Raw genomic sequence first — 25,894 nt, 5'->3', positions numbered from 1 at the left:
CTTTTCTCATTTCGATGCATAGATCTTAAAGATTAAGTTGAGTGATATCTAGAAGTGTTTCTTGATCCCCGTCAACTACGACAGTTATCATAAGGACTCCAGAAGTTTCAGGAAATTCTGAACCAGGAAATCTATTCTTGAAATCCTCAATTTTAGAAGAATCTTCCATATCGCTATCTTCAGGTTGCAAAACAACTATAGTCGCCATACCTTCTAATGAAAATCCAAAGAAATCACCGAGATCTAATCCATTCTGAACAAGTTCACTTAATACGTCTTTGTGAGTATCACTCATCAAAACAATAATTAGAGGAATATCTTCTTTTTGTGCATGTGTTAGAGCCTCATCATAGTTTTGAAAAACATGAGAAGCGGAACTTTCTAAAATTACAGGGGAACTTGTTTCTTCAGTAGCTTGAACAAGCTGACTTGGGATTAACAAACATGATAATAAAGCTAATAAAATACGCATAAAACTACTTTTCCTAATTAAAATGCCTACTAGGGTACCACGAGGGATAGAAAAAAGATATCCCGATTTTAGAATTGAAATGTCGGGATACCGATAGAAAAAGAGTTATTTTATTACTAACGTACAGAGATAATAGGTTTTATAGAATTTTCCAAAGGCAGATCGATTGGTGCAATATCCATAATTTTTGCATCATTGTCAGTGACAGAAATAGTAATTAAGTACGTTCCTTTGTGGTCTTCAACTCCTGGAAATTCCTTTATAAATGCTGCTATTTCAGCAAGCATAGGATCGGGAACCGGAGGATAGATTAATAAATTAATGCCCGTAGGGCTCAACACGACAAACTTTGCGTATTTATTGAGAACAGATTCTTCCATACTTATAGCCATAGCGTATAGCTCTTGAAACGCTATTGTGTTTTCATCACTGTACAGGACAATCATAGTGTTTTGTCCGCTCTGTCTTATCGACATTAGACAATCATTATAAGAATAAAATATAGAAGGGTGCTTCATTGAAAGGTCTTCGATCTGTTGATCGCTTTCTTCTTCTTTCAATGATGTGGAAGTTTCTCCTCCAATGGCTGGTAGGGCTAACAATAGTGAGATTATAGATAACAAGATGTGCATAAGGCACCTCCATTGCTAGTTTTTTTGAAACACTGGAGGGAGAATATCAAAGCCTTAGTTTTAAGGATAGTGCATTCTAATTTTAAAATAGTAAGGAATTAGATTGCCTAATTAAAGTAAATAAAGATCGGCCTTACGTTATTAATTATCAGGAGCATAGAAAACTACGCCCCCGATAATTCTGGAATATAGAAACTTATGATTGTGAATCCATAGAAATTGGAGTGGGTACAGTGAGAACTCTCTGGACCCTATCGCGACCTTGAGCATCTACAGTAACAAGAATCACACAAGGTTCTTGAAGATCTAATTCCCAAAAATGATCCTGAAAATCGGCCATATATAAAACCATAGGGTCCATTTTAGGATAGAAATCCTTAGGGCTAATCAGGCCCGGTTGCATAACAACAATATTGCACACGTTGGCTAAATCAGTAGGGAAACAAAGATCTTTTTCAGTGATATCTGTCCATACCTTTTTAGAAGTCGGATTAAAGTAAACAAATATACAGCATTTACCACTATCTTTAGCGTCTCCTAAAGCATCCGGATATGAATAATATACTTTTTGGCCATTAGGAAGTTCTACATGCTGTGGGGGAGAGAATTTATCAGAAACAGTATCTTCCTGACCCCTTAAAGGCAACCCCTCACCCCAAGTAGGTAGAGCTGATAATAAAAAAAGAACAAAGCAACAAAAGCGCATAAATCTATTCCCCGCTTATCAAAATTCACAAAACACATCAGACAAGGATTTCTAGTCAACGACCAGCCCCTCCGATATTGCGCAAGCAAAGATAGAATAACGGGTATATAAAATCACTAATTGTAAAAATAATATTACAAAATACGAGAAGAGACGCTAGATTACGCTATTTCTTGCTATTAACGCATCTAGTTCTACAGCCTGTTGATTTTGCCATTCTTGAAGTAAAACAGAAGCTCCATAACCAAAGCCAGCAGCCTTAGCGAGCTCACCAGCTCGGCTAGCTAAAGAACCACAGCGCGCAGCCGCCAACCCCATTGCTTCTGAGACAACGATACCCCGTGTATGATTCGACTCTGTTACCACGCCCCCAAAGCACAAGGCCCAGGCAAGTATTGGTAAAAGAAACTTGAAAGTTCTCATAAAAACCAGCAAATTAATAAATTAACAAGGCAATATTTTATATTAAACTTATTAATTTTTCAATCTTTACAAAGAGTTAATAATTATTGTCTTTCATGTAAATATCTAGATAAACACCGCACAACTAACACTCCTGGGGATCTAGGAGAGTCACTACCACCCTATCTTTCCGTAGACGGACATAATCCTCGAGAATAGAAAGTTTTTGTTCCTGGGGGTTTTTTGACTGCTTGGAGAGAGGATGACGTTGTTCTCTCCACTGACGATCTGCTAACTTTTGTAAAGATTGTATAAACACAGTTTCAAGACAATCAGTATTCATCCGTCGTTTTATTAGAAGCTCTATAATTATTTTATCTTCTAACAACGATAAAGCTTCGTCAAAAGGAAGGTTACTATGATGTTTTTCATAGTATTCAATCAGACGGGAAAATAGCTTCCTACATTCAGGATGTTTGAAATCCGTAGCTGTGAAATAATTTTTCGCCGTATGGGGAATGCTAATATTATGGGTTTTACAAAATACCATACATCGCAACACATCGGTTTCAATAATTATATCGGAATGAATTTTTGGTAATTTCTCTTTATTAGCTACGGGAGTTTTAGCTGGTGTGATTCCCGATTCTAATTTTGCTAAAGAAAATACCATACTTTCCGGAATCATCATCAAAGAAGCTAACTGCTTGAGATGTTCATATACGACAATAGGATTCCCCCACTTTTTGATTTGTGTAATGCTCTCTTCGATTACCAGGGCTTTTTCTCTTGGGGAAAAATTTGGATAAACACGGATTTTTTCACTAATAAGGAAAGTAAGATAATCCTCACTTTGGTCCAACAACTCTCCGAGAAGTCGGGCCCCCTTATGCATTAGGAAGGAATCTGGGTCCTCACCTTTAGGGAGACGACAGACCATAACGGCAATACCCACAGTCTGACACATATCTCCGACACGAATAGCAGCTTTTATTCCAGCATCATCACCATCGAAAAGTAAATAGGCTTTAAGAACACCCAATTTGCTTAATTCTTTTATGTGATCTTCCGTAAAAGAAGTTCCTTGCGCTGCGAGAGTACAGTTAAATCCTGAATCTATCATCTGCAAGCAATCAGCTTGACCTTCAACTAAAATGACCCGTTTTTCTTTTGCTATTCTTCGTCGAGATAGATGCAATCCAAAAAGAGCTCGCGACTTTTTAAAGATAATGGTCTCAGGAGTATTTACATACTTACTCCCCCGTGTATTTTCTAAAAATTTTCTTGATGAAAACCCGATAGTATGTCCTAGAGGATCATGGACGGGGAAAATGATTCTTCGAGAAAATAAAAACCATTTATTTCCTATAAAACCCGCATTTTCGAGTTGTTGTTCGGAAATATCTTTTTCTCTCATTGCTTGGATAAACAAGGTTTGTTCTGGGGCATAGCCTAGGTGAAAACGATCTATAGTATCTGGAGAAAACCCTCGACGGTATAGATACTGCAAGGCATCTCTACCTTCTGCAAGTTGATACAAACAAAAACGAAAAAGTTTTTCTGCCTCGCTATTAATTTGACGCAATTCGTCTTTAGCTCCTGTAGGAAACGGGGATTGTGTGTCCTTAATTTTGACAACAAGATCTACATGAAATTTCTTTGATAAAGTGAGCACAGCCTCACTAAATGTATATCCAAGATGGTTCATTAAAAAACTAATAGCATCCCCGTGAGCTCCACAACCAAAACAATGGTAATAGGCTCCTGTCGGATTAATAATAAAAGAAGGAGTTTTCTCTACGTGAAAAGGACAGCATGCTTTATAGGTAGCTCCACTTCTTTTCAAATGGAGGTGTTCCGAAAGCACTTCGATAATATCAATGCTGTGTCTAAGATTATCTAAACTTTCTTCTGTATACATAGGTTATAAGCTTGGCTGTTCCTTGGTTATGCCATATTCACTGCTTTAAATGAAAGACAGCTCGTTTTATGAATTAGCAATCAATCAAACTCCTGACGAAACCCATCTTGATCCCGAAGGATAAATATAGTAATCTAGCCGACTAACGCATAGGAAAATTCGGCAAAATCTCTATGGTCTTTTACATGAGTTTGCTAATCTAACCAACAGTTATTGAATTTATGGAATACAACATTTCTAAGCGTTGTCTTCCACTCGACTAGGTTAATCTCTAGGTAATATTTTTCCTCAAAAGAAGAACTATGACATCAAAAAAACCTACACCTATGATGAAGCAATGGCATCAATGTAAGGAGCAAGCTGGGGAGTCTCTCCTTCTCTTTCGCATGGGGGATTTTTACGAGGCTTTCTATGACGATGCGATTTTGCTCTCTCAAAATTTAGATCTCACCCTTACGCAGAGGCAAGGAATCCCTATGAGTGGAATTCCTGTATCTACAATAAATGGTTATATAGATCGCTTGGTAAGTAAAGGATTTAAAGTCGCTGTTGCTGAACAGCTTGATGAAGCACAAGACAATAAGGGGAAATCTGAACCCCTATCTAGGGAATTGCAGAGATTTGTCACTCCAGGAACACTGCTCTCTTCCTCCCTACTCCCGGAAAAAGCAAATAACTATATTGTCTCTATTAATCGTGTTGGCACTCTATTTGGATTTTCGTGTCTAGATTTTTCTACAGGATCGTTTCTATTACAAGAATACGACAATATGAAGGATCTCATTGATGAAATCTGTCGTCTAGCTCCTACAGAAATTTTGAGCTGTGATAAATTTTATAAAAAACATTCTGATATTATAGAGCAGATCCAGCAACATTTAAAGCTTACCTTATCCACCTATTCTGATTGGGCTTTCGAACATCAATTTGCCACACAAAAATTATCCTCTCATTTCAATGTATCATCCCTGGATGGTTTTGGGCTTAAGGGCTTGGTTCCCGCCATTAATGCTGCAGGAGCTTTACTTTCCTATCTTCAAGACAAACTTCTTTTACCCGTTGAACATATTTCCGTACCCAAAACACATAGACATCAAAAACACCTTCTCATAGATACTGCATCTCAGGTGAATCTTGAGCTTTTAACTCCAATTCATGACCCTCAGGGAAAGAGCTCTCTTTTACATGTTATGGAACGTACCTGCACCCCTATGGGAGGCAGACTACTACGCAATACCCTAGTAAATCCTTTTTACGATCAAAATGAAATCTTACTACGTCAAGATGCTGTAGAGTTTCTCTTGAATTGTTCGGATTTAAGAAAAAATCTAAGATCTTTCCTCTCTCAAGTACGCGATTTAGAACGTTTAATTACAAAGATCACCACCACATTAGCAGGTCCTAAAGATGTAGGCATGCTTCGTGATTCATTAAATGCGAGTATGCGTATTTGCGAAATACTTTCCCCCTTATCTTTACCAGAATTCTTCCAGGGGAAATTTATACCTGTTATCGGTATAGCTTCCCTTTTAGAATTGCTTTCTGAAGCACTTCTAGGAGAATTACCTTTAAGGATCTCTGAAGGAAATATTTTCTCTGATGATCATCATCCTGATCTTAAACGTCTACGTTACACTCGTGAGAATTCCAAAGAATGGCTGTGGCAGTATCAAGAAACCATTCGCAAGCAAACGGGAGTTAAAAAACTCAAAGTTTGCTATTCCCAAGTTTTGGGCTATTACATAGAAGTGAGCAGTGACTTTGCTCCTCTATTACCTAAAGAATTTATCCGGCGGCAATCACGTCTCCATGCTGAGCGTTTTACAACAGAAAAATTACAAGAATTTCAAGATGACATGCTCCATGTCTCCGATAAATTGCAAACGCTAGAAACTCAATTATTCAAAGATTTATGTTCGCAAATTCTAGAACAACGTGATGCTATTCTTGCTTTATCCCAGGTAATAGCGGATACAGATTATATTCTTTCTCTTGCTGATCTTGCAGCAGAATATGGTTATTGCCGTCCTATTGTAGATACTAGCGATTCTCTATCTATATCAGGAGGGATTCATCCCGTTGCACAAACTCTATTAGACAGGGGAACTTTTATACCCAATGACATAAAAATGCATAGCACACGAACCCGGATGATTTTAATCACCGGACCAAATATGGCTGGGAAATCCACATATATTCGACAAATTGCTCTGCTTGTCATAATGGCACAAATGGGTTCGTTTATCCCTGCAAGAGCGGCACATATTGGAATGATTGATAAGATCTTCACGCGCATAGGTGCTGGAGATAATTTATCTAAAGGAATGTCAACATTTATGGTAGAAATGGCAGAAACTGCTAATATCCTACATAATGCTACCGATCGTTCTTTAGTCATTCTCGACGAGGTTGGTCGAGGGACAAGTACCTATGACGGTTTGGCAATTGCACAATCTGTTGTAGAATATCTCTTATTCACTGAAGGCAAAAAAGCTAAAACTCTATTTGCAACGCATTACAAAGAATTGACCGATTTAGAAAATCATTGCCCACATGTAGAAAATTTTCACGCAGGTGTGAGAGAAAATGGTGGCCAGCCTGTATTTTTATATGAAATTCTTAAAGGGCATTCTCAGAAAAGTTTTGGAATACATGTTGCAAAACTTGCTGGCTTTCCTCTTTGTGTGATATCGAGAGCACAACAGATCCTACGTCAATTAGAAGGCCCAGAAGCGACTTCTAAACAAACCCAAGAAAAAGTACGGCAACTCACGTTGTTTTAAATATGCATGTAAAGGATTTTACTCCGAAACTTATCTCCACATCTCCAGGTGTTTATCTAATGAAAGACAGTTCCGGAGAAGTATTGTATATCGGAAAAGCAAAAAATTTACGTAACCGAATAACAACGTATTTTCAAAAACAAGGGGATTCCAGAGAAAGAATCCCTTTCTTAATGAAGAAAACAACCAATATAGAAACGATTTTAGTCTCTAACGAAACTGAAGCTCTTCTTTTAGAAAACAACTTAATCAAAAAATATCATCCAAAATACAACGTACTTTTAAAAGACGATAAGACCTTTTTTTGCTTAGCGATATCTCTAACACATCCCTGGCCGAAAATAGACGCTATCCGGACCAAAGCAGTTACATCTTCAAAAAAACAGATAATTTTTGGCCCTTACGTAAGTGCAGAGGCTTGTCGAACCCTTTTAGAAATTATTGGTCAATGGTTTCCTCTACGCACTTGCTCTGACCGAGAATTCTCTTCAAGGAAACGTCCTTGCATCCTTTATGAGATGAAACGGTGCTTGGCACCTTGTGTAAATTTATGTTCCCACGAGGAATATGAAGAGACTTTGGAAAAAGCTGTACTATTTTTAAAAGGTAAGGTCTCAGAAATCATTCAAGATTTAGAGAAATCCATCGAGAAAGCTTCTAAAGAACAAAAGTTCGAACAAGCAGGCGTCTTTTATCGCACATTAAAGCTTATTCAACAGGCTATGGTAAAACAGCACGTAGAAAAGTTTCATTTTCAAAACCTTGATGCTATTGGCCTATATAGAAAAAACCGAGAAACAGTCATTACTGTTCTAACAGTGCGTTCAGGAAAATTACTCGGAGCTCGTCATTTCCCATTTTCAGAAAATGCTCAGGAAGATACCGATTTGCTTTCTTCTTTTATTTTACAATACTACGCAAACCAGCCGCAAACCCCTAAAGAAATTCTTACCCCTATTCCTCTAGATATTCCCGATCTTCCTTATCTATTAAATAAAGACGCACCTCCACAGTTACGCTCTCCAAAAACAGGTTATGGGAAAGAACTACTGAACTTAGCTAAAAACAATGCTAAAGTACATGCAGAAACGACTATACAATCTTCAGGACTACCCTATGAAGAGATGAAAAAAATTCTAAAATCTCCGGATTATCCTTGCCGTATAGAATGCTATGACAATGCTCATCTACAAGGTTCTCACGCTGTTGGAGTGTATATTGTCTACGAAAACGATGCTTTATCTCCAAAAAATTATAGAACATTCTCTATCTCCTCTTCTGCGCATAATGACCTAGCAGCTTTCCATGAAGTACTATCCCGTAGATTTAATTCTCTGACATCCTCTCTTCCCGATATGATTGTTATAGATGGAGGACGGACACAATATTCTCAGGCAAAAAAAACATTAAAAGAACTTAACCTTACAGGAATTCAGGTCGTCTCCATAGCTAAAGAGGCGAGTAACCACAGCGGCTCATTAAGAAATGAAAAATTATTCTGTGATACTTTCCCTCAAGGAATCCTTTTATCTCCAACATCGAAGCTTTTACAATTTTTTCAGAAACTTCGTGACGAAGCACATAGATTTGCAATCAGTAGACATCGTCACAAACGAAATAAAGATCTCTTAGCACCTCAAGAGAAAATTCCAGGAATTGGAGAGGTAAAGAGAAAGCGTTTACTACAAAAATTTAAAAGCTGGAAACAGGTTATGAAAGCCTCCCAGGGAGAGCTTGAAACTATCCCTGGGCTAACGAAAAAAGACATTAAACAATTGCTGGCTAAGCAAGCTGAGAAGACAGAGATGATTGAAGATTGAAAAGAATATTATTCTTCAACTTCTTCCTTTATCTCCTCTAGAAAATCCTCTGCTGAGGGTAGATCTGCAACACACAATTCTTCTAATTCATCTTCTGATTCTGATTCAGAGCGATCCTTAGGCTGAGTTAACCCCTTAATGATCACATGAACAGAAGCTACATGAAGACCTGTATATTCAGATATTTCAGAAACTATACAGCCCTGAATTTCTTCGGTTTTTTCTGGTATAGAAACACCGTAATCAACATTTACTTCGACACGAACTTTTACTAGATGATTTTTAGAATCTTGTTCTACGTAAATCCCCTTCATTCTCTCGATATCTCTACCGAATAAAGTATCAATTAAATTTCCCCCCAAAAGAGAAACCCCGTTGATTTTAGCTAAACAATGTAAAATAATTACTTGAATTACACGAGTCTCTATATCACGGCTGAATACAGTCTCTGGAAATTCAATTTCTTTCACATCTAGTTTTAAATTCTGCTTATCCATATTCCTCCTATGTGCCTATTTCGCTAGCGAGAAATGTACTCTATAGAAATAATAAGCGCTAGTGATTAGTCTAATGGTCAAGCGGTTAATATGCTACCCTCAATGCTTCCTATTTCTTTTTTTTTGATTTACATTCTGTTAGGGTTTTTAGCCGCTTACCTAGCTGTTAAAAAAAACCGCAATCCGATTGGTTGGTTTCTCGCGGGTATGTGCTTCGGGTTCTTCGGAATTATCATACTTCTTATCCTCCCGGATCTTCCCCCTAGGAATGATAATTCTAATCCATCCTCTGATGATAACGAACCATCCAATAATATTTTACATTCTATTTTAGAAGATTCTTCCGTTATTTCATCCCCACCCCCTGTTGATCAAGTACCTAGAGATACAGAAAAATGGTTTTATCTAAATAAAGAAAAACAGAATGTTGGTCCCATGTTTCTAGAAGATCTTCTTCTATTCCTTAGAGACAAAGAAAAACATGCTTCAGAGAATACAAATCCTGAGGATATCTGGGTTTGGAAAAAGGGAATGGAAAATTGGGAAAGAGTAAGGAATATCCCGGAACTGAACGAAGCGTTAAAAATTCTTAAATAATTTTAGAAAATTCAACGCATCGTTTCTAGTGGTAGATACGTGATTCTAGAAATCCTACCAGCTTGCTTTGATAACTCCAGGAATTTCTCCCATGGAAGCCATCTCTCTAAAACAAATTCTAGAAATAGCGAATTTTCTTAGATAACCACGAGGACGACCTGTTAACAAGCATCTATTGTGCAAACGAATAGGAGCCGTATCTCTTCTCATCTTATTCAATGCCACACGTGCATTTTCCTTCTCTTCTTCGCTAGCAGTTAAGCTTTTTGCAATGTTGCGAAGCTCGCTTCTTTTTTTGTAGTTCGCCTCTACTAATCGTCGGCGCTTATTTTCTCTCGCTACTGCTGACTTTTTCGCCATGCGTTCTTACCTAAAACTTATTAAATTATTTTTTACGCGCAGGGCCCGTTTGACGTTGTTTACGATTAGGGTCCTTTTTATTAATAACATAAAGGCGCCCTTTACGACGAACAAGCTTATCTCCTTTTGAAGGATCTGCTTTGATAGATGAACTCACTTTCATGAAAACTATACCCTGATGGTCCCTCTCCAATAGAGAGAAAGACGCTCTAAATTATGGAATATCGCTAAAAGGAACTAATTTAATCCCTTTGGCACTTTTTGACAACAGCAGACTTAACTAGACGATAAGTTCCATCGTGTAAAGCAAGAATCTCTTTAGTTCTCTTGATCTTATTAGTCCAATTTTATAAACTTACGGAGAGTTTTTTCTAGTGCAATCATTCAATAGACTAGAAAATCTAGAAACCATAGGAAGGTACTGTGAAACGAACTTATCAACCTAGCAAAAGAAAGCGTCGAAATTCTGTGGGCTTCCGCACCCGTATGGCTACAAAAAACGGAAGAAACTTACTAAACCGCCGCCGCCGTCATGGCAGACACAATCTAGTCGACCTATAAAATATTTTGTTTTGTGCATCGATCAACCTTACCCAAATATGCTCGTGTATTAAAGAGAAGACAATTTCTTTATATCTCCCGAGCAGGATCTCACTGTCAAGGCAGTCAGGTTGTTTTTCACGTTGCTCCGTCTAAATATCCTGGATGTTGCAAGTTAGGAATAACTGTATCAAAAAAGTTTGGCAAAGCACATAAAAGGAATTATTTTAAAAGACTTGTGCGCGAGGCTTTTCGTCAAAAACGTCATTCTCTTCCAGCTTGTCAAATTGTTGTTATGCCTAAAAATAAGCAACAACCTAGATTTAAGGACTTGCTTCAAGATTTTACTCAACAAGTCCCGGAAGCACTCAGCAGTAAGCTAGCGAAAAGCAAGCCTATGACTGGTGTCGAATGTAGTCCAAAGAATGAGAAATGTGAGATCGCACTTCCTTAGGTGCTGTTTCAAAGGCAACCTCGGCATGCTGCAAAGCATTTTTCCATTGGTCAGAATCTAAGTAAAACTGAGCAATCATCATCTCAATTCTCCAAACATTTTCCTGATCTTGCTGACCAAATTCTGTTAAATAAGATTCTAGAGGAGCAATTACTTGACTTGGGTCCTGGCGCACACCCTCTTGGGATCTTTTCGCCAATTCCTGAAATTCAATCAAAGCAACAGTAAAGTGGGTATGTTTTTCATTTTTCGGATCTTTATTGAGTAACTTGCGTTTTACTCTCTGACATTCTTCAGAATCCATTCTTCCGCCTTCAACAAGAAGACGATATTTTTCCGATAAAAAGAAGTAATCATCATTACGCACGCCTAATTCCAAGGCTTTTGCCATGAAATCTTTTCGTGCAAGCTCTTCAGAAAGTCGATAATATTTCTGAAGCTCTTCCATAGACAACGTATGAATGGTTGGGTAGGCATTATTTATTAAGAAATCACTCTCAATGATATGACATAGACTTTCGCCTAAATTTTCTCCGGTTTCATTGCCGAAGGAACCGATTTTATATATCTCTCTCCCTTCATGAGAAAGTAGAAGAAGAGACGGGAATTCATCAATTTTGAACTTGGTTTTTAGATAAGCATTTTGCGTGCGTAGTGTTTCACTCTGCGAAGAATGTCGAGGAAAATCTACTTCTAAGCATATGAAATTACCATTTACCTTTTTGGAAAATTCTAAAGAAGTGAGAACCTCTTTACGAATTTTCATGCACGAACCGTTCCAATCGGAACCAGAAAAAAAGATTAACATTGGCAGTTCAGAATCGCGGCTTTTTTTCACAGCCTCGTTATAATCTACATGCCAAACAAGCTTAGAAGAATTGTCATGAACAACGCCATGCAAACTTAGAGGACTTGCACCTAATAGAAACGTTGTTAATGTCTTCAGTTGCTTCAAAGAATATTTCTTCATAATCTGTAACAGGATCATGGGCTTCCTCTCCTTCTCCGAGTGAATAGGACGCAACTCGTTCTATTTAGGCGTCACAGAATGCTCTCAGGGCATTCTATCAACCATCCTTGTTGTATAGTCTTTTTTTTATTAAAACGAAATAAAAAACACCACTTAAAAGTTTTGATCTTTTCTACAATCAAACACAATTGTCTATTGGATTAAATAATCATGTATTTCTTAGGAATATTTATGCGTAAAATCCTTAGATTAATTCTTCTTTTAAACAATCTTATATTATTAATTCCTCTATTGCGTTCCTTAGAAAAACCGTAGATTGGGAAACGATCTTATGTTAAAGTCACAAGAAAATATACTCTTCTTTCATATTGAGGCGTTAGTATAGCACCTTGACACAAGCTTAAGTCGACGCTCTCATCGGTAAAAATCTAGAACCTCTGAGAGTCCATATATGAGACAATCATCTGAAAATAAACAAAACCTTTATTTGTACAATACAGCATCGAGGACAAAAGAACTTTTTTCTTCTTTAAACGATACTGTGAAGTTGTATACGTGTGGCCCTACCGTCTATGACTATGCGCATATAGGAAATTTTCGCACGTATGTGTTTGAAGATTTATTGAAACGGACTCTCTTATTCTTCGGATACTCTGTAAAGCACATTATGAATATTACGGATGTGGATGATAAAACTTTGGCAGGCGCTTGTAAGAAAAATGTCTCCTTGGACGTTTATACTGCTCCGTATACACAAGCTTTTTTTGAAGACATCACCACGTTAAATATTCTACCTGCAGATGTCTATCCCCATGCTACGCACTATATTCCTCAAATGATTGAAGCCATTAAAAAACTTTTAGATGATGGGATTGCCTACGTGGGTCAGGATAATTCTGTATATTTTTCCATAGAGAAATTTCCGACATACGGCAAGTTATCTCAATTGAAATTACAAGATCTGCAATGTTGCTCTAGAGTAAACTCTGATGAATATGATAAAGAAAATCTTTCTGATTTCGTATTATGGAAAGCATATGATGAAAAGAGAGATGGTCATATTTACTGGGAAAGTCCTTTTGGCAAAGGGCGTCCAGGATGGCATCTCGAATGCTCAATCATGGCTATGGAGCTCCTCGGTGCCTCTATTGATATTCATGCAGGCGGGGTAGATAATATCTTTCCCCATCATGAAAATGAAATTGCCCAATCAGAGTCATTATCTCATGCACCTTTTTCTCGTTACTGGCTCCATTCAGAGCATCTTCTTGTTGATGGGAAAAAAATGTCGAAGAGTTTAGGCAATTTTTTCACATTAAGAAATTTATTGGATCGTGGGTTTTCCGGAGAAGAAATTCGTTATATGCTCTTACAGAGCCATTATAGAATGCAATTAAACTTCACGGAAGAGGGATTACTTGCATGTCGGCAAGCCTTAAAACGCTTACGTGATTTTATTTCCCGATTAGAAAATCCTTATCCTGAACACTCAGAAATTTCAGAAGATGTAAATCAGCAAGGGAAAGTATTTCTACATGCTTTCTCAGAAGCTATTGCCAATGATTTAAACATAGCAGCAGCTCTTGCAGCTTTATTTGATTTTATCCATCAAACCAACTCAACAATTGATAAAGCCAATTTCACACAAGCTGATGCTAATTATGTTTTAGACGTTATGAAGAAAATCAATACCGTACTTGGTGTGATTCCTTTCTCTGCTGATCTAGAAATCCCTAAAGAGGTAAAGCAACTTGTCGAGGAACGAGAAGTTGCTCGTAGGGGAAAAGATTGGAAGCAAGCGGATATCCTTCGAGATCAGGTTGCTTCCTTAGGCTACGTTATTGAGGACGCTAAATCGGGACCTAAAATAAAAAGACTTTAATCACTTTCTGATTCCAAACGACGCATAGCTGGGAAATATAAAACATCACGAATCGAAGCCGAATCAGTAAGAATCATCACCAGACGATCGATCCCTATTCCAAATCCTCCCGCAGGAGGAACTCCTTGACATAGGGCTTCTAAAAACTCCTCGTCAATAGGATGATATTCACTATCGGGATCTAAGGCTTTTTTCTCCATTTGCTTTTCTAAAAGCATTCTTTGGCGTAACGGATCATTTAGCTCTGAATAAGCATTACAAAGTTCTTTTCCTAAGCAAAAACTTTCAAAACGCTCTACAAAATCTGCCTCTCCAGAACGCAAAGACTTACACAATGGTGTTGTCTCTACGGGATGATCAGTAATGTGGTGAGGAGCAATCAATTTATCACACACCAACTCATCAAATAGCGCTGCGATTAACAAACCTCTTGGTGCCGTTGCATAAGATTCTTCGGGTAACGAAGTGCGCTCTTTTAAAATCTTGCGCAACTCATGATCTGCATGAAGATCGACATCTACATCTCCATATGTCTTGATACTATCTTTCATAGTCATACGAATCCAAGGAGCTTTAAAATCAATAGACTGCGGCCCTTGTTTCAAATGTGAGTAAGTTAAAATAGTGCTGCCATCATTTAACGCACAGACTAAGTATTCAACAAGATTCTCCACGTACGTCATAACGCTATGATAATCTACATTAGTTGCATAAGCCTCAATCATGGTAAATTCAGGATTATGAGTTCTATCAATCCCCTCATTCCTAAATACCTTACCGATTTCATAAATACGTGGGGTTCCTCCAACAAGGATTTTTTTTAAAGAAATCTCAGGAGAAATCCTTAAAAACACTTCTGAATGTAAAGCATTCAAAGTCGTTACAAAGGGTGTCGCTTCAGCACCTCCATAAACATTTTGTAATATGGGAGTTTCTACCTCTATAAATCCTTGAGCATCCATATACTGACGCATCAGCTTAATAATACGGCTTCTTTTTAAAAAAGTTTGACGTACTTCATCAGAAGAAATCAGGTCTAGCCAACGCTTCCTATAGCGAATTTCTTTATCACTTAATCCTGCATGTTTATCGGGAAGAGAAATTAATGCTTTGCATAGCAAAGTAACAGTCTCTACAAGAATAGTGAGTTCTCCAGAATGTGTGAAAAATAGGTACCCTTCAATTCCTAAAATATCTCCAAGATCTAGCTTCTTCTCTATGAATTTTATTGGAGTAACCTCTGCGTCCTTAGGAAGACCTTCAACCAAAGAGAAGTCCCTATTAAACATGACTTGGATTTTTTGATCGTTATCTAGGATTTGAGCAAAAGCATTCTTTCCCATAGAGCGAAAAAGCACCATGCGCCCAGAGATTTTCACCTTAGGAGTTTTCCTATTTGTAGCGTCTTCGCTATTACCAAGAGTCTGTGAAGAATATTCTTTTTTGATTTCCTCAATACTACTTGTCCCTGGGAATTCATAAGGATATGGGTTAATACCTAGGTCAGATATTTCCTGGAGTTTATTACTTCTTTGGAGAAAATCTTCTTGTGTTAGGTATTCAGCTTCTGACATTTTTTCTAAATCCTTTTGCCTATTTCTTATTCTCCGGAGATTGCTCTATTTCCAAAAACATAATCTACAATGCAAGAAATTCGATGCTATCCGAAAAAGGTGGGTCTTAAAAGTTCACTGTAAGATAGAGATTTTCTCAAAAACAACAAAAAAGATGAATGTTTAATTAAGAGAAAAAGAGAACTTCAGAGAGGAAGATCTCCTCTCTAAAATTCTTTAAGAAGAGATTTACTATTTTTTATGCAAAGCGGCTTTAATTTTCTTAACGTAATTCTCACCACCACCATATTCAAATCCCATTCTGGCTTTCTCAGTTCCATTAGCATCAATAAAGACTAATGTTGGGAATCCGTTTACACCGTACTTGGATTTTAAAGCTTGGTTTTGCTGTTTCACATCTGCAGGTTGATTATTGGATTGTGGAAAATCTAATTCCACCATATGTAAATTTTCATCAGCATAATTTTGAAATTCAGGAGTATTTAAAATCTGATCCTGCATTTTTATACACCAGATACACCAATCGGAACCTGTAAAAAATAGACCTATAGGTCTTTTATCTTTTTGGGATTGTTCAACAGCATTGGTATAATTTTCCCATTTAACTCCCGAAGTACTCACTTGTTGAATGGAGGGCTTTCCGGAATCTTTTTGATAATGAGAACGTCTTTTTGCTGCACAACAAGGCAATGTGAGTAATAAACAGAGAGTTATTAAACTTCCTTGCAACCAACGTTTCATGCAAATCCTCTTAAAAAAATATTGTAGAGTTTTCCCTTAATTACCGTAGTGTATTATCCTGTTGTGCGTAAAAAGCAAGGGAATTTTCACATTCGGAAACAAAGAGCGTGGATGAATAAACCATCTATATCTATAGTGAATCCGTAGATATCTTTGCTATTTTTATATTCGTATGACACATCCGAATCCTTCCATTCCTTTGATTTTACAGGAAATTATCAATCGCTATTTAGATCCGCATTACCCACCGTTAGCGAAGCTTATCCCCCTAAATCTTAAAGAAGAAATAAGTAGAATTCCTGTAAAAGCTTCTGCGCCCATTAAACCAAAAATTATTACACAACCTACCACAATAGATAAAAAATTAGAAAATCCTCCACTCAATCCACTACAAAATAATGAAGAACCTTCCTTACCTGCTGTTCATGAGCGTATAAAAAAATCTTCATGGGAATGTATCCCATCCCCTCCTGATCTTTCCAAAGAAGAAATTCTCAAATTTCGTTATTCTGCTTTACAAGCACATTGCGTAAAAACTCCTTTGGATATTCCTTGTGGGATTTTTGTAGATGAAGAAAAAGATGAAGAAGTCTTATTTTTCAACAGATTAACGAAAATTCTTACCCAACAAATTTTTCCTTCACGGCTCGTCTTATTAACAGGTCATAAAGATATTTTTCATAAGAATAAGAGCTTCTCTTTATGTCTAGCACCTTTAACAATGATACGTTATAAAATGTCCAATGTACGTTATCATCAATCGTTCACTAAGGATGGGTGTACTTGGATTCCTATTTATTCTTCAGTATACTATGAAAATGATCCGCAATTGAAACGAGATCTATGGGTAATATTGAATCAACTACCTTTCGCCTATACGCAGAAGTCATAGTAAACTCCAATATCAATAAGGTATTAGACTACGGGCTCCCTGAAAATCTTGAACACATTACTAAAGGTACTGGTGTCAGTGTCTCTTTACGGGGCGCAAAAAAATACGGGATCGTCCATCAAATTAAAACAACAACAGAATGTAAACGGGTTCTCCCAATCTTAGGTGTTATTGGTTCTGGAATTGTACTCCCCCAAGACCTTCTAGAACTTATGTTTTGGATGAGTCAATACTATTTCGCTCCTTTAGGGAAAACATTACGTTTAGTACTCCCAGGAATATCCTCAAGCATTATACAACCAAAACAACACTATCGCGTTATACTCAAGCAAAGCAAAGCAAAAACAAAGGAAATGATTCTCGCAATTCAAAAGGAATCTCCTTCACAAGCAGCAGCTTTAAAAACATTACTATCTTACAATTCTCCTCCTGGCCTCTCTGAGCTTATGGATAAAGCCAAGATTTCCCAATCTCCTATCCATTCCCTAGAAAAACTCGGTGTTATTGAAATCGCCAATGCTGCAGATCTCGAAATTCAAGAAGACAGTTTATCATTTTTCCTCCCCGATGCTCATCCTCTATATCCTCAGCAACAATCTGCTGTGGATAAGATTTCCTCATCTTTATCCTTAGGAAAATTTCAAACTCATCTTCTTTTTGGTGTAACAGGGAGTGGAAAAACAGAGGTATATTTCCAGGCTATTCGTGAGGCAAGGAAATTAGGGAAAAGCGCTATTCTTTTAGTCCCTGAAATCGCTCTCACCATACAAACAGTCACCTTATTTAAAGCACATTTTGGGAAAGAAGTTGGTATTCTCCATCACAAGCTCAGTGACAGTGATAGAAATAAGACCTGGAGAGAAGCATCAAAAGGAAATATTAGTATCATCATAGGGCCAAGATCTGCCTTATTCTGCCCTGTACAAAAATTAGGGTTAATCATCGTTGATGAAGAGCACGATCCTGCATATAAACAAAGTGAAAGCCATCCCTGTTATCATGCCCGTGACGTTGCTGTTATGCGAGGGAAACTTGCTAATGCTACTGTGATACTAGGAAGTGCTACTCCGAGTCTAGAAAGCTATTCCAATGCGTTATCAGGTAAATATATCCTTTCGGAATTATCAACACGGGCTGCTGCTGCCTGTCCTGCTAAAGTCTCTCTTATCGATATGAATATGGAGAGAGAGAAGACAAAAACAAAAACACTATTTTCACAAGCAGCAATTAAAAGTATTGAGAAACGTCTTGCTGTTGGTGAGCAAGTTCTCGTTTTCTTTAATCGTCGTGGTTATCATACAAACGTTTCATGCTCCTCATGCAAACATATACTGAAATGTCCTCACTGCGACATGGTATTGACTTTCCATAAATATGCTAATGTTCTGCTCTGTCATCTTTGTAACTCCTCTCCTAAAGAGCCTCAAACATCCTGTCCAAAATGTCATGGCGCCATGACTTTACAATACCGTGGATCAGGAACTGAAAAAATTGAGAAGGTACTTCACAGCATCTTTCCAGAAGTTCGCACTATACGTATTGATTCTGATACTACGAAATTTAAAGGAAGCCATGAATCCTTATTAAAACAATTTGCCACAGGAAAAGCTGACATTTTGATCGGCACACAAATGATTGCTAAGGGCATGCACTTCCCCGCTGTCACTCTAGCAATAATTTTAAATGGGGACTCAGGTCTCTATATTCCTGATTTCCGAGCGTCTGAACAGGTATTCCAACTCATTACTCAAGTAACAGGAAGATCAGGGAGAAGCCATCTTCCTGGAGAGGTACTCATTCAATCTTTTCTCCCAGATCACAACACGATTCGTTGTGCCATGCAACAAGACTATTCTGCTTTTTATAACCAAGAGATCCCTGGAAGAGAATTGTGTGGCTATCCACCATTTATTCGTCTTGTACGCTGTATCTTTATAGGAAAATGCCCCAAGCTGACTTGGAAAGAAGCTCATCGCATTCACACATTACTTGAAAAGCAGTTAGACATCCATACACAACTCATGCAAATCACTCCTTGCGGGCATTTTAAAATCAAAGATGTATTTCGATATCAATTTTTGATAAAGAGTAAACAAGTTCTACCAGTAAATAGAAAGCTTCATGAAGCTTTATTATCAGCAAAACTATCACCCAAAGTGAAGTTCATGATTGATGTCGATCCCACAACAACATTTTTCTAAATAGCTACATAACATAGCAATTAAGATATCGACCTCATCATAAGTATTATATGCGTGAAAATTTATTCGTATAAAAGGCTTATTTACAAAAGTCATTAACCCAACACGTAAATTAACCTCATCCAACATTGAAATAAGAAGATCCTCATTGAAATCTCTTAAAAATATAGGCTGGCCACAACATTGTGAGTGTAGTCCAAAATGTTTCTGAAAGTATGCCTTTAAGCTAAAAATCTGTTTCCTAGAGTGTGTGCCCTCTAAAAACAGATGATCATAAGCCGCGTCTATCGTAATTAACGCATGAGGAGCTAATGCTGTAGTATAACGTAAGGGTGGAGAGCTCAACATCAATTCTGTTTTCACTTCTGAAGAAGAAAGAATTGCTGCCCCCATAGCTCCCATAGCCTTACTATAAGTCACAAGTACAGAATAAAAATTCTCATATCCCCATTCATAACATAACCCACGTCCCTCGCCAAAAATGCCCATAGCATGAGCTTCGTCTACAATCAGGTGAGCGTTATATTTTCTCGAGAGAAGTATAAGTTCTCCAAGAGGGGCTAATGTTCCCGAAAAGGAGTATACAGAACAAACAAAAATAAAGATTCTTCCTGATGAAACTGCTCTATGAGAGATCAATAAAGATTCTAAAGAGTTCAAATCATTATGTTGAAACGACTGCTGTTTCCCAGAGATCATCTTTAAACTTTGCACAACAGAGACGTGCACAGACTCATCCCAAAACACTATGTCAGTATCTTTAGAGACGTGATAACAAAATCCTAGATTCGCCATATAGCCGCTATGAACAACAAAAGCAGCTTCAGCATTATGAAAATCCCCTATTTTCTTTTCTAAATTCTGCAAAATTGGAGATGGCCCCACAATAGCTCGAGAACCCCGTGCTCCCAGTTGTGCTTCAGGAAATTCATCACAATACGCACGATAACGTCTCTCAACTTCATTGACTAATGTTGTAGAACGGGAGAAACCTAAGAAATCATTAGTTACAAAATCTATTGGGCATTCACTCATTAAAGATCTTTTCCTTGAAATCTAGAATCTTTAACTATTCAAGTGTCTTTTTAGTCCCCATGAAACAGAGAAAGAGCTAGAGAATTTAAAGCTCGGTAATCAGGCTTTCCTGTGCCCAGCATCGGGATAGATTCCAGTTGATGCTGATAGGATATCTTCATTATGCTACTTGTTTTTAAGTTTTTTAGGATATCATTTACTTCATTGAGAGTTGTAGAAAACGTTGTGAATAAACACAGTCTTATCTTCTCACCAGGAAGCCCGCAAACAATTAACGAGATACCTTCTTGTTCTTCGGGCAATCCAAAACCTTCAGTAAGTAAGCTCTCTAAAGCTTGTAAGCTTACCATCTCACTACCGATTTTTACGAAACGACTAAGTCTTCCTTTCAAAAATAACTGACTATTCTTATCTAAGTATCCTAAATCTCCTGTCACATACCAATTATCCCCTCCGAGCTTGACAAATCCTTGATTAGGGTCAGCTCCTAGATAACCAGAAAAGAGAGATGTCCCGCGAATGACAACTAAACCCACCTCTCCTGATGATACAGGAACATAGGTCTCCTCAGAGACAATCATGATGTCCATGCCTTCAACAGGAATACCAACGCAGGATTCATCCTTTGGACTATCTTCATTATTAATCGTAACAACTGGCGAGCATTCTGTAGTCCCATAACCTTGACGAAGAAGAATATGTGGGAAATCTTTTTCCGCTATCTCTCTTAGAGAATCTTTAAAAGCATCACCACCAATAACCACAAAACGCAAAGAATTTAATAAAGATTCTTGTTTCCTAGCAGTTTTCAAAATGTAGTCGAAAAAGATAGGCGTGCTACCTAAAAAAGTCGCGTGAGTTCTATCTATAAGCTCTACAATTTTTTTAGGTTGCAAAGGGTTATAGGAGAAAACTACAGGCAAACCTGCAAGCATGGGGAAAAGAGCGCAGCAGTTAAATCCATAAGCATGAAATGGAGGAAGGAACGACATCATAATGTCAGTTTCTACAGGCTCAAAGAATTTCAGACAGGCCTTCTGATTCTCTAAGAGATTCGCATGTGTTAGTGGAACTCCTTTAGGAAGTTTCTCCGTTCCTGATGTAAATAAAATAACAGCGATCTTTTCCTCACTCTGTCCTGAGATATCGAATAATCGTATTAACCAACGGTAAGGAAGAGAAAGGTAAAATGCTATACGCACTTTATCCCAAACAGAAAGTTCCTTACGTATAGTTTCCATGTAAATTAGTTGCGCTGGATACTCAACACCATCGCCATGGATTTGTCGCAGATGCTCAACAAGTTGTTTAGAAGTTAGGATATGATTTACATTAGCAAGCTCAATACAGGCTGCCATTTCTCGAAGCCCCTGACTCCAGTTAATCATAACAGGAACTTTACCAGACAATAGTATAGCAAAATAAGCAATGTAGGCTCCTGCAGAAGCTGGCATCATAACCCCAATATTCTGATCGGGATATTTAGATACTTTTAAGGCTAAAGCTATAACCGCCTTACGCAAATCATCATAAGACAATATTCCTAGTTGCTCGTCCCAACAACTGGCATCCGATTTCATTTCTGAACACAGTTTTAAAAACTTCTCTAAAACCGTGTGACCGTCTCGTAAACCTATACGACGTTTGTTAGAGTAATTCCAACGCTTATGCATACCAAAACTCCCCTAGATCAGGCATAAGGAACTTCTATAGGAAAACTCTCTTTATCCTCATTAAACCATGAGGAAAGAAAAGCATTCAAATCTTGTTTTGTGGGGAATTGTTTTAAGAAGTCGTTGTCTATCTGATGTATAGTTACTTTCACAAAGCGTTTCGGCATGAAAAATAATCCCCGACGTAATAGGGCTTTCATCGCTTCTTTAAATACTATACCCAACTTGGGTGTAGATTGAGTTTTATAACGCGAAAAGGCACTACCCCATAATCCGCTAATGCGTATCAAAAATACGTTGCAATCCTTAGACTTATGCAACAATACGTATGCCGAATATTGATTAACTATTTCTTCTTTACCATTCCTTGATAACTTACCAGCAGGATACAGTAAAACACTGCCCTTATTGTCCAAAACATTGATTGTCTGATTATAAAACTGTTCCATCTCTTCGACAGTCTTTTTACATTCTCTTCCAGGAACAACAGTTGGAACAGGTATAGCTCCCACAGAATTTAAGAACCAACGAACTACTGCGTTTTTAAATAAATAATTTACAGCAAGAGGACGCACATGAAAACGCGGCCAAAATAAGTATTCAAGAATTACAGGATCAATTTCAGCTACATGATTTGATAAAAATAGACTTCCTTGATTAGGATTAGGTTTTAGAGACTTTAAACCCTCTAATTTTATCTTGTAGCGCAATTTTAAAGCAGAGCCAACGAGAAAAGCATAAGTAGCTTCATAGATAGTGCGCCACATTTTAACTATCATAGGTAACCTTTTCCCATAACAAATTCTCTTACAACCCCTATAGCAAGTTTAACATAATCCTGTCTTTTGATAGTATGGTTTAGCTACTACTTAGGGAAAAAATCACTATGCCGTCTCATTTGTTAGATTATCAAAGAGTTGTAGAAAGTATAGTTGAGAAAACAATCGCCGAGTTAATCCGTTATCGACAACGCCTCCCGTTGGTCCATTTCTGGACAAAACCCGACGGGTCCTTCGTTACTCCTGCAGATTATGCTGTCCAATATTGTCTTCAAAAAAAACTATCAACAACCTTTCCACATATTCCATTTATAGGAGAGGAAGTTCTAGATCCTGTAAGCGACAGTCATAAAATTAATAAAATTTTAGAATTCGTTCATAAGCTAGATCCTAAAGCAACATCCGAAGATCTTCTAGAGACATTAACGCCTCATCAAGAAATCTCCTCATTATATTGGCTTGTTGATCCTATTGACGGCACATCGGGATTTATCAAAAATCGTTTTTTTGCAACTGCAGTATCTCTAATTTATGAGGATAAGCCTATACTTGCCATTATGGCCTGCCCATCAACAGATTCTCATACATTTAAAATCTATTCTGCAGCTAAGAACTACGGGACTTCATTATTTGGTACGGCAATTGAATCCAGACGTTATCTAAAATCTGGAACTACATTAACGGGGAAGTTTTGTGAAGCTTCTTTAGCAGCACGCAATCAACAACACCACACAACACGTTTATTAAGTTTATCGCTCCCTGGACAACCTCAGGCTTACCGTGTTGATAGTCAATACAAATACGCTATGGTTGCCGAAGGTTCTGTAGACTTTTTTATCCGCTATCCTTTTGCTATTTCCCAGGCAAAAACTTGGGATCATGCTCCTGGAGCATTTTTGGTAGAAGAATCAGGAGGTACGGTTTCTGATATTTTTGGGAATCCGCTAAATTATCGCAGGGAGGATTTCATTTTAGAAAACCATCCCATAATTTTAGCTTCTGGAAATGAAGAGATTCATAGGATTACTTTAGAAGCTCTACAGGAACGTCTGAATATCGTTCCTGAAGAAAACTTACTCGCTTATTAAATATAAGCAGTGAGTTTTTCTTCCACTATACTATCGGATAGAATCACAGTATCTTGATCTGAATCTTCACTCTGTTCGTAAATTTCTCTAAGAATAACAGGAAGCTTGCTGACTTTTTGTAAGACTGTCTTTGGACAATAAGGTCTTCCGACAGCGAGGGCAACGTTCAATAGGCCTCCAGCATTTGCTAGATAATCTGGGGCATATAATATCCCCTGAGCATGAAGCACAGCACCTAAAGAAGCATTTTCTAGCTGGTTATTTGCAGCTCCAACAACTGCACGACAACGTAAATTGTAAACATTATTTCTATTGATCACTCCTCCAAACGCACATGGAACAAAAATATCACATTCTAATGTTGGGAAAGCATCTTTAGAAACAACTGTTACGCTGTAGAACTTCGTAACCTCATCAAGGATTTCTTGATTTGTATCGAAAACATAGAGTTCGGCGCCTTCGAAAAATAAAGAGTGTAGTAACTTCCTACCGACAGCACCAAGACCTTGAATACCAATTTTTCTTCCCTTTAGAGAAGAGCTGCCCCACAACTGCTCAGCTGTTTCTTTTATACATAAAAAGACTCCGTGAGCTGTATAGATTGAAGGATCGCCGCTTACGCTTTCTATACCGCATACCCAGGGAGTCTCCTGATTGATGATATTGATATCACTAACTGAGACTCCCATATCTTCAGCGGCTATATACTGACCGCCAAGAGAATCTACTGCCTGACCGAAAGCTCTAAGCATATCCTCCGTAGGCCGTGTCATACCTTTAGGAAGGATGATAACACTTTTTCCTCCCCCTGTTCCTGTCTCACTGAGAATTGCTTTGTATGTCATACCTCTAGACAAACGTAAAACATCTGTTAGAGCATCATCAAAAGAATTATAGGCAAAAGCACGAACTCCGCCTAATGCAGGACCTACCAGTGTCTGATGAATAGCAATCAACGCATGTAGCTGGACGCTCTCACACGTTACCTCTATCACACGCTCATAATCTTCTATATTTATATCTTTGAACACTAGGGGATATTTCATAATCTTAAAATGGAAGGATTTGTAATTATAATAGGAAAGTATTGTATAGATTTAATTAAAAGTCAATTAACCAAACCCTCTTCCTTCTCTTAAAATTCCTCACGTGCTACGCTAGGATCCTCTAGAATATTAGAAAATAAAAAAAAGTCTATAACGAGAGTCGCTTATGTCTGAAAAACAATCTTTATCAATTATGCATCCTTGGCACGGTCCTATACTAACTCAGGATAATTTTGAATCTCTATGCTGTTATATAGAAATTACTCCCCAGGATTCTGTAAAGTTTGAACTAGACAAAGTTACGGGTTTATTAAAAGTAGACCGCCCTCAGAAATTTTCTAATTTTTGTCCTTGTTTATATGGATTGTTACCTAGAACATATTGTGGAGAACTATCTGGGAAGTATAGTGGAGAACAAAGTCTAAAAGAGAATATTCAAGGGGATGATGATCCATTAGATATCTGTGTTTTAACTGAAAAGAATATCACCCACGGCAATATCCTACTTCAAGCACGTCCTATCGGAGGATTACGTATTATTGATTCTGGGGAAGCTGATGATAAGATTATCGCTGTTCTTGAAGATGATTTGGTGTTTTCAGAAATTCAAGATATTTCGGATTGTCCCTGCACAGTTCTCGATATGATCCAACACTATTTTCTGACTTATAAAGCAACTCCAGAGCATTTGATTCATGGGAAACCTGCAAAAATTGAAATCGTGGGTATCTATGGAAAAAAAGAAGCTCAGAAGGTAATCGAACTAGCGCATCAAGATTATCTAAATAAATTTTCTAGAGAAAAAACAACGATATAAATGTTTAAGGGA

Annotated in this window: 25 protein-coding genes; 10 read left to right on the top strand and 15 right to left on the bottom strand. The window is 37.6% G+C overall.

The annotated features are described in order from the left end of the window. Window positions 1–25 precede the first annotated feature (25 nt). The 5 genes from O6937_RS02465 to dnaG form a co-directional block, all read right to left on the bottom strand. Window positions 26–472: a hypothetical protein gene (locus O6937_RS02465; protein ID WP_332390084.1), complete on the bottom strand. Its 447-nt coding sequence runs from the start codon at window positions 470–472 to the stop codon at window positions 26–28. A 116-nt stretch (window positions 473–588) separates the two neighbouring features. After that, complete coding sequence (locus O6937_RS02460; RefSeq protein ID WP_332390083.1) at window positions 589–1,104, bottom strand: hypothetical protein; 516 nt, start codon at window positions 1,102–1,104, stop codon at window positions 589–591. A 196-nt stretch (window positions 1,105–1,300) separates the two neighbouring features. After that, window positions 1,301–1,810: a hypothetical protein gene (locus tag O6937_RS02455; protein ID WP_332390082.1), complete on the bottom strand. Its 510-nt coding sequence runs from the start codon at window positions 1,808–1,810 to the stop codon at window positions 1,301–1,303. Between the two features lie 156 nt (window positions 1,811–1,966). Further along, a complete protein-coding gene (locus O6937_RS02450; RefSeq protein ID WP_332390081.1) occupies window positions 1,967–2,233 on the bottom strand; it encodes a hypothetical protein in 267 nt (88 codons plus the stop codon). A 124-nt stretch (window positions 2,234–2,357) separates the two neighbouring features. Continuing rightward, complete coding sequence (gene dnaG, locus O6937_RS02445) at window positions 2,358–4,133, bottom strand: DNA primase (protein ID WP_332390080.1); 1,776 nt, start codon at window positions 4,131–4,133, stop codon at window positions 2,358–2,360. Window positions 4,134–4,435: 302 nt separating this feature from the next. On the opposite strand from dnaG, the gene mutS reads away from it, so the two are divergent. Further along, on the top strand, window positions 4,436–6,916 hold the full coding sequence (mutS, locus tag O6937_RS02440) for a DNA mismatch repair protein MutS (protein WP_332390079.1): 2,481 nt from the start codon (window positions 4,436–4,438) through the stop codon (window positions 6,914–6,916). 2 nt (window positions 6,917–6,918) lie between these two features. After that, window positions 6,919–8,736: an excinuclease ABC subunit UvrC gene (gene uvrC / locus O6937_RS02435; protein WP_332390078.1), complete on the top strand. Its 1,818-nt coding sequence runs from the start codon at window positions 6,919–6,921 to the stop codon at window positions 8,734–8,736. Between the two features lie 8 nt (window positions 8,737–8,744). Here uvrC and O6937_RS02430 read toward each other — a convergent pair whose 3' ends face one another. After that, the gene (locus O6937_RS02430; RefSeq protein ID WP_117274577.1) at window positions 8,745–9,233 is read right to left on the bottom strand and encodes an Asp23/Gls24 family envelope stress response protein; all 489 of its coding nucleotides are present in this window, start codon (window positions 9,231–9,233) and stop codon (window positions 8,745–8,747) included. A 90-nt stretch (window positions 9,234–9,323) separates the two neighbouring features. Here O6937_RS02430 and O6937_RS02425 point away from each other — a divergent pair, with 90 nt between their 5' ends. Further along, the gene (locus O6937_RS02425; protein WP_332390077.1) at window positions 9,324–9,830 is read left to right on the top strand and encodes a DUF4339 domain-containing protein; all 507 of its coding nucleotides are present in this window, start codon (window positions 9,324–9,326) and stop codon (window positions 9,828–9,830) included. Window positions 9,831–9,884: 54 nt separating this feature from the next. Here the strand turns inward: O6937_RS02425 and rpsN are convergent, their stop codons facing one another. Beyond that, on the bottom strand, window positions 9,885–10,190 hold the full coding sequence (gene rpsN / locus O6937_RS02420) for a 30S ribosomal protein S14 (RefSeq protein WP_332381078.1): 306 nt from the start codon (window positions 10,188–10,190) through the stop codon (window positions 9,885–9,887). A gap of 25 nt (window positions 10,191–10,215) precedes the next feature. Next, a complete protein-coding gene (gene rpmJ, locus O6937_RS02415) occupies window positions 10,216–10,353 on the bottom strand; it encodes a 50S ribosomal protein L36 (RefSeq protein WP_117274580.1) in 138 nt (45 codons plus the stop codon). 260 nt (window positions 10,354–10,613) lie between these two features. Between rpmJ and rpmH the strand changes: the two genes are divergently transcribed. After that, window positions 10,614–10,751: a 50S ribosomal protein L34 gene (gene rpmH, locus O6937_RS02410; protein WP_020359129.1), complete on the top strand. Its 138-nt coding sequence runs from the start codon at window positions 10,614–10,616 to the stop codon at window positions 10,749–10,751. Window positions 10,752–10,764: 13 nt separating this feature from the next. Continuing rightward, window positions 10,765–11,184 carry a ribonuclease P protein component gene (gene rnpA / locus O6937_RS02405; protein WP_332390076.1) on the top strand — a complete coding sequence of 140 codons (420 nt, stop codon included), beginning with the start codon at window positions 10,765–10,767 and terminating at the stop codon, window positions 11,182–11,184. Here rnpA and O6937_RS02400 read toward each other — a convergent pair. Beyond that, window positions 11,126–12,172: a thioredoxin family protein gene (locus O6937_RS02400; RefSeq protein ID WP_332390075.1), complete on the bottom strand. Its 1,047-nt coding sequence runs from the start codon at window positions 12,170–12,172 to the stop codon at window positions 11,126–11,128. The two genes, rnpA and O6937_RS02400, sit on opposite strands and share 59 nt — an antisense overlap. A 433-nt stretch (window positions 12,173–12,605) precedes the next feature. On the opposite strand from O6937_RS02400, the gene cysS reads away from it, so the two are divergent. Continuing rightward, window positions 12,606–14,036 (top strand): cysteine--tRNA ligase, encoded by a 1,431-nt coding sequence (cysS, locus tag O6937_RS02395; protein WP_332390074.1) that lies wholly within the window; start codon window positions 12,606–12,608, stop codon window positions 14,034–14,036. Here cysS and lysS read toward each other — a convergent pair. Next, window positions 14,033–15,610: a lysine--tRNA ligase gene (lysS, locus tag O6937_RS02390; RefSeq protein ID WP_332390073.1), complete on the bottom strand. Its 1,578-nt coding sequence runs from the start codon at window positions 15,608–15,610 to the stop codon at window positions 14,033–14,035. The two genes, cysS and lysS, sit on opposite strands and share 4 nt — an antisense overlap. A gap of 231 nt (window positions 15,611–15,841) precedes the next feature. Further along, window positions 15,842–16,351 carry a disulfide reductase DsbH gene (gene dsbH / locus O6937_RS02385; protein WP_332390072.1) on the bottom strand — a complete coding sequence of 170 codons (510 nt, stop codon included), beginning with the start codon at window positions 16,349–16,351 and terminating at the stop codon, window positions 15,842–15,844. A gap of 172 nt (window positions 16,352–16,523) precedes the next feature. On the opposite strand from dsbH, the gene O6937_RS02380 reads away from it, so the two are divergent. Together O6937_RS02380 and priA are read left to right on the top strand one after the other, a co-directional pair. Further along, window positions 16,524–17,243: a hypothetical protein gene (locus O6937_RS02380; protein WP_332390071.1), complete on the top strand. Its 720-nt coding sequence runs from the start codon at window positions 16,524–16,526 to the stop codon at window positions 17,241–17,243. After that, on the top strand, window positions 17,195–19,444 hold the full coding sequence (gene priA / locus O6937_RS02375) for a primosomal protein N' (protein WP_332390070.1): 2,250 nt from the start codon (window positions 17,195–17,197) through the stop codon (window positions 19,442–19,444). The genes O6937_RS02380 and priA overlap by 49 nt, the downstream gene beginning before the upstream one ends. Here priA and O6937_RS02370 read toward each other — a convergent pair. From O6937_RS02370 to O6937_RS02360, 3 genes are read right to left on the bottom strand one after another with little or no spacing between them, the layout of a single operon-like run. After that, window positions 19,391–20,479 carry an aminotransferase class I/II-fold pyridoxal phosphate-dependent enzyme gene (locus tag O6937_RS02370; protein WP_332390069.1) on the bottom strand — a complete coding sequence of 363 codons (1,089 nt, stop codon included), beginning with the start codon at window positions 20,477–20,479 and terminating at the stop codon, window positions 19,391–19,393. The two genes, priA and O6937_RS02370, sit on opposite strands and share 54 nt — an antisense overlap. A gap of 50 nt (window positions 20,480–20,529) precedes the next feature. Continuing rightward, a complete protein-coding gene (locus tag O6937_RS02365; protein WP_332390068.1) occupies window positions 20,530–22,152 on the bottom strand; it encodes an AMP-binding protein in 1,623 nt (540 codons plus the stop codon). Window positions 22,153–22,169: 17 nt separating this feature from the next. Continuing rightward, window positions 22,170–22,931 (bottom strand): lysophospholipid acyltransferase family protein, encoded by a 762-nt coding sequence (locus O6937_RS02360; protein ID WP_332390067.1) that lies wholly within the window; start codon window positions 22,929–22,931, stop codon window positions 22,170–22,172. Between the two features lie 107 nt (window positions 22,932–23,038). Here O6937_RS02360 and O6937_RS02355 point away from each other — a divergent pair, with 107 nt between their 5' ends. Continuing rightward, window positions 23,039–24,019 (top strand): inositol monophosphatase family protein, encoded by a 981-nt coding sequence (locus O6937_RS02355; protein ID WP_332390066.1) that lies wholly within the window; start codon window positions 23,039–23,041, stop codon window positions 24,017–24,019. On the opposite strand, the gene O6937_RS02350 is transcribed toward O6937_RS02355, so the two are convergent. Beyond that, window positions 24,016–25,065 carry a Glu/Leu/Phe/Val dehydrogenase family protein gene (locus tag O6937_RS02350; protein ID WP_332390065.1) on the bottom strand — a complete coding sequence of 350 codons (1,050 nt, stop codon included), beginning with the start codon at window positions 25,063–25,065 and terminating at the stop codon, window positions 24,016–24,018. The two genes, O6937_RS02355 and O6937_RS02350, sit on opposite strands and share 4 nt — an antisense overlap. 166 nt (window positions 25,066–25,231) lie before the next feature. Here O6937_RS02350 and O6937_RS02345 point away from each other — a divergent pair, with 166 nt between their 5' ends. Continuing rightward, window positions 25,232–25,882: an inorganic pyrophosphatase gene (locus tag O6937_RS02345; RefSeq protein WP_332390064.1), complete on the top strand. Its 651-nt coding sequence runs from the start codon at window positions 25,232–25,234 to the stop codon at window positions 25,880–25,882. Window positions 25,883–25,894: the final 12 nt, after the last annotated feature.

Origin of the sequence: Chlamydia sp. 04-14 (assembly GCF_036632095.1) — a bacterium.
GTDB lineage: Bacteria > Chlamydiota > Chlamydiia > Chlamydiales > Chlamydiaceae > Chlamydia.
Note: the sequence above shows the minus strand (reverse complement) of the source record. Positions and strands in the feature narration are given on the sequence as shown.

Bases quoted from the DNA above. Each gene is read 5' to 3' on its own strand.
- O6937_RS02465 (WP_332390084.1), bottom strand. From the start codon at position 472: ATGCGTATTTTATTAGCTTTATTATCATGTTTGTTAATCCCAAGTCAG.
- O6937_RS02460 (WP_332390083.1), bottom strand. From the start codon at position 1,104: ATGCACATCTTGTTATCTATAATCTCACTATTGTTAGCCCTACCAGCC.
- O6937_RS02455 (WP_332390082.1), bottom strand. From the start codon at position 1,810: ATGCGCTTTTGTTGCTTTGTTCTTTTTTTATTATCAGCTCTACCTACT.
- O6937_RS02450 (WP_332390081.1), bottom strand. From the start codon at position 2,233: ATGAGAACTTTCAAGTTTCTTTTACCAATACTTGCCTGGGCCTTGTGC.
- dnaG (WP_332390080.1), bottom strand. From the start codon at position 4,133: ATGTATACAGAAGAAAGTTTAGATAATCTTAGACACAGCATTGATATT.
- mutS (WP_332390079.1), top strand. From the start codon at position 4,436: ATGACATCAAAAAAACCTACACCTATGATGAAGCAATGGCATCAATGT.
- uvrC (WP_332390078.1), top strand. From the start codon at position 6,919: ATGCATGTAAAGGATTTTACTCCGAAACTTATCTCCACATCTCCAGGT.
- O6937_RS02430 (WP_117274577.1), bottom strand. From the start codon at position 9,233: ATGGATAAGCAGAATTTAAAACTAGATGTGAAAGAAATTGAATTTCCA.
- O6937_RS02425 (WP_332390077.1), top strand. From the start codon at position 9,324: ATGCTACCCTCAATGCTTCCTATTTCTTTTTTTTTGATTTACATTCTG.
- rpsN (WP_332381078.1), bottom strand. From the start codon at position 10,190: ATGGCGAAAAAGTCAGCAGTAGCGAGAGAAAATAAGCGCCGACGATTA.
- rpmJ (WP_117274580.1), bottom strand. From the start codon at position 10,353: ATGAAAGTGAGTTCATCTATCAAAGCAGATCCTTCAAAAGGAGATAAG.
- O6937_RS02400 (WP_332390075.1), bottom strand. From the start codon at position 12,172: ATGATCCTGTTACAGATTATGAAGAAATATTCTTTGAAGCAACTGAAG.
- cysS (WP_332390074.1), top strand. From the start codon at position 12,606: ATGAGACAATCATCTGAAAATAAACAAAACCTTTATTTGTACAATACA.
- lysS (WP_332390073.1), bottom strand. From the start codon at position 15,610: ATGTCAGAAGCTGAATACCTAACACAAGAAGATTTTCTCCAAAGAAGT.
- dsbH (WP_332390072.1), bottom strand. From the start codon at position 16,351: ATGAAACGTTGGTTGCAAGGAAGTTTAATAACTCTCTGTTTATTACTC.
- O6937_RS02380 (WP_332390071.1), top strand. From the start codon at position 16,524: ATGACACATCCGAATCCTTCCATTCCTTTGATTTTACAGGAAATTATC.
- priA (WP_332390070.1), top strand. From the start codon at position 17,195: ATGGGTAATATTGAATCAACTACCTTTCGCCTATACGCAGAAGTCATA.
- O6937_RS02370 (WP_332390069.1), bottom strand. From the start codon at position 20,479: ATGAGTGAATGCCCAATAGATTTTGTAACTAATGATTTCTTAGGTTTC.
- O6937_RS02365 (WP_332390068.1), bottom strand. From the start codon at position 22,152: ATGCATAAGCGTTGGAATTACTCTAACAAACGTCGTATAGGTTTACGA.
- O6937_RS02360 (WP_332390067.1), bottom strand. From the start codon at position 22,931: ATGATAGTTAAAATGTGGCGCACTATCTATGAAGCTACTTATGCTTTT.
- O6937_RS02355 (WP_332390066.1), top strand. From the start codon at position 23,039: ATGCCGTCTCATTTGTTAGATTATCAAAGAGTTGTAGAAAGTATAGTT.
- O6937_RS02350 (WP_332390065.1), bottom strand. From the start codon at position 25,065: ATGAAATATCCCCTAGTGTTCAAAGATATAAATATAGAAGATTATGAG.
- O6937_RS02345 (WP_332390064.1), top strand. From the start codon at position 25,232: ATGTCTGAAAAACAATCTTTATCAATTATGCATCCTTGGCACGGTCCT.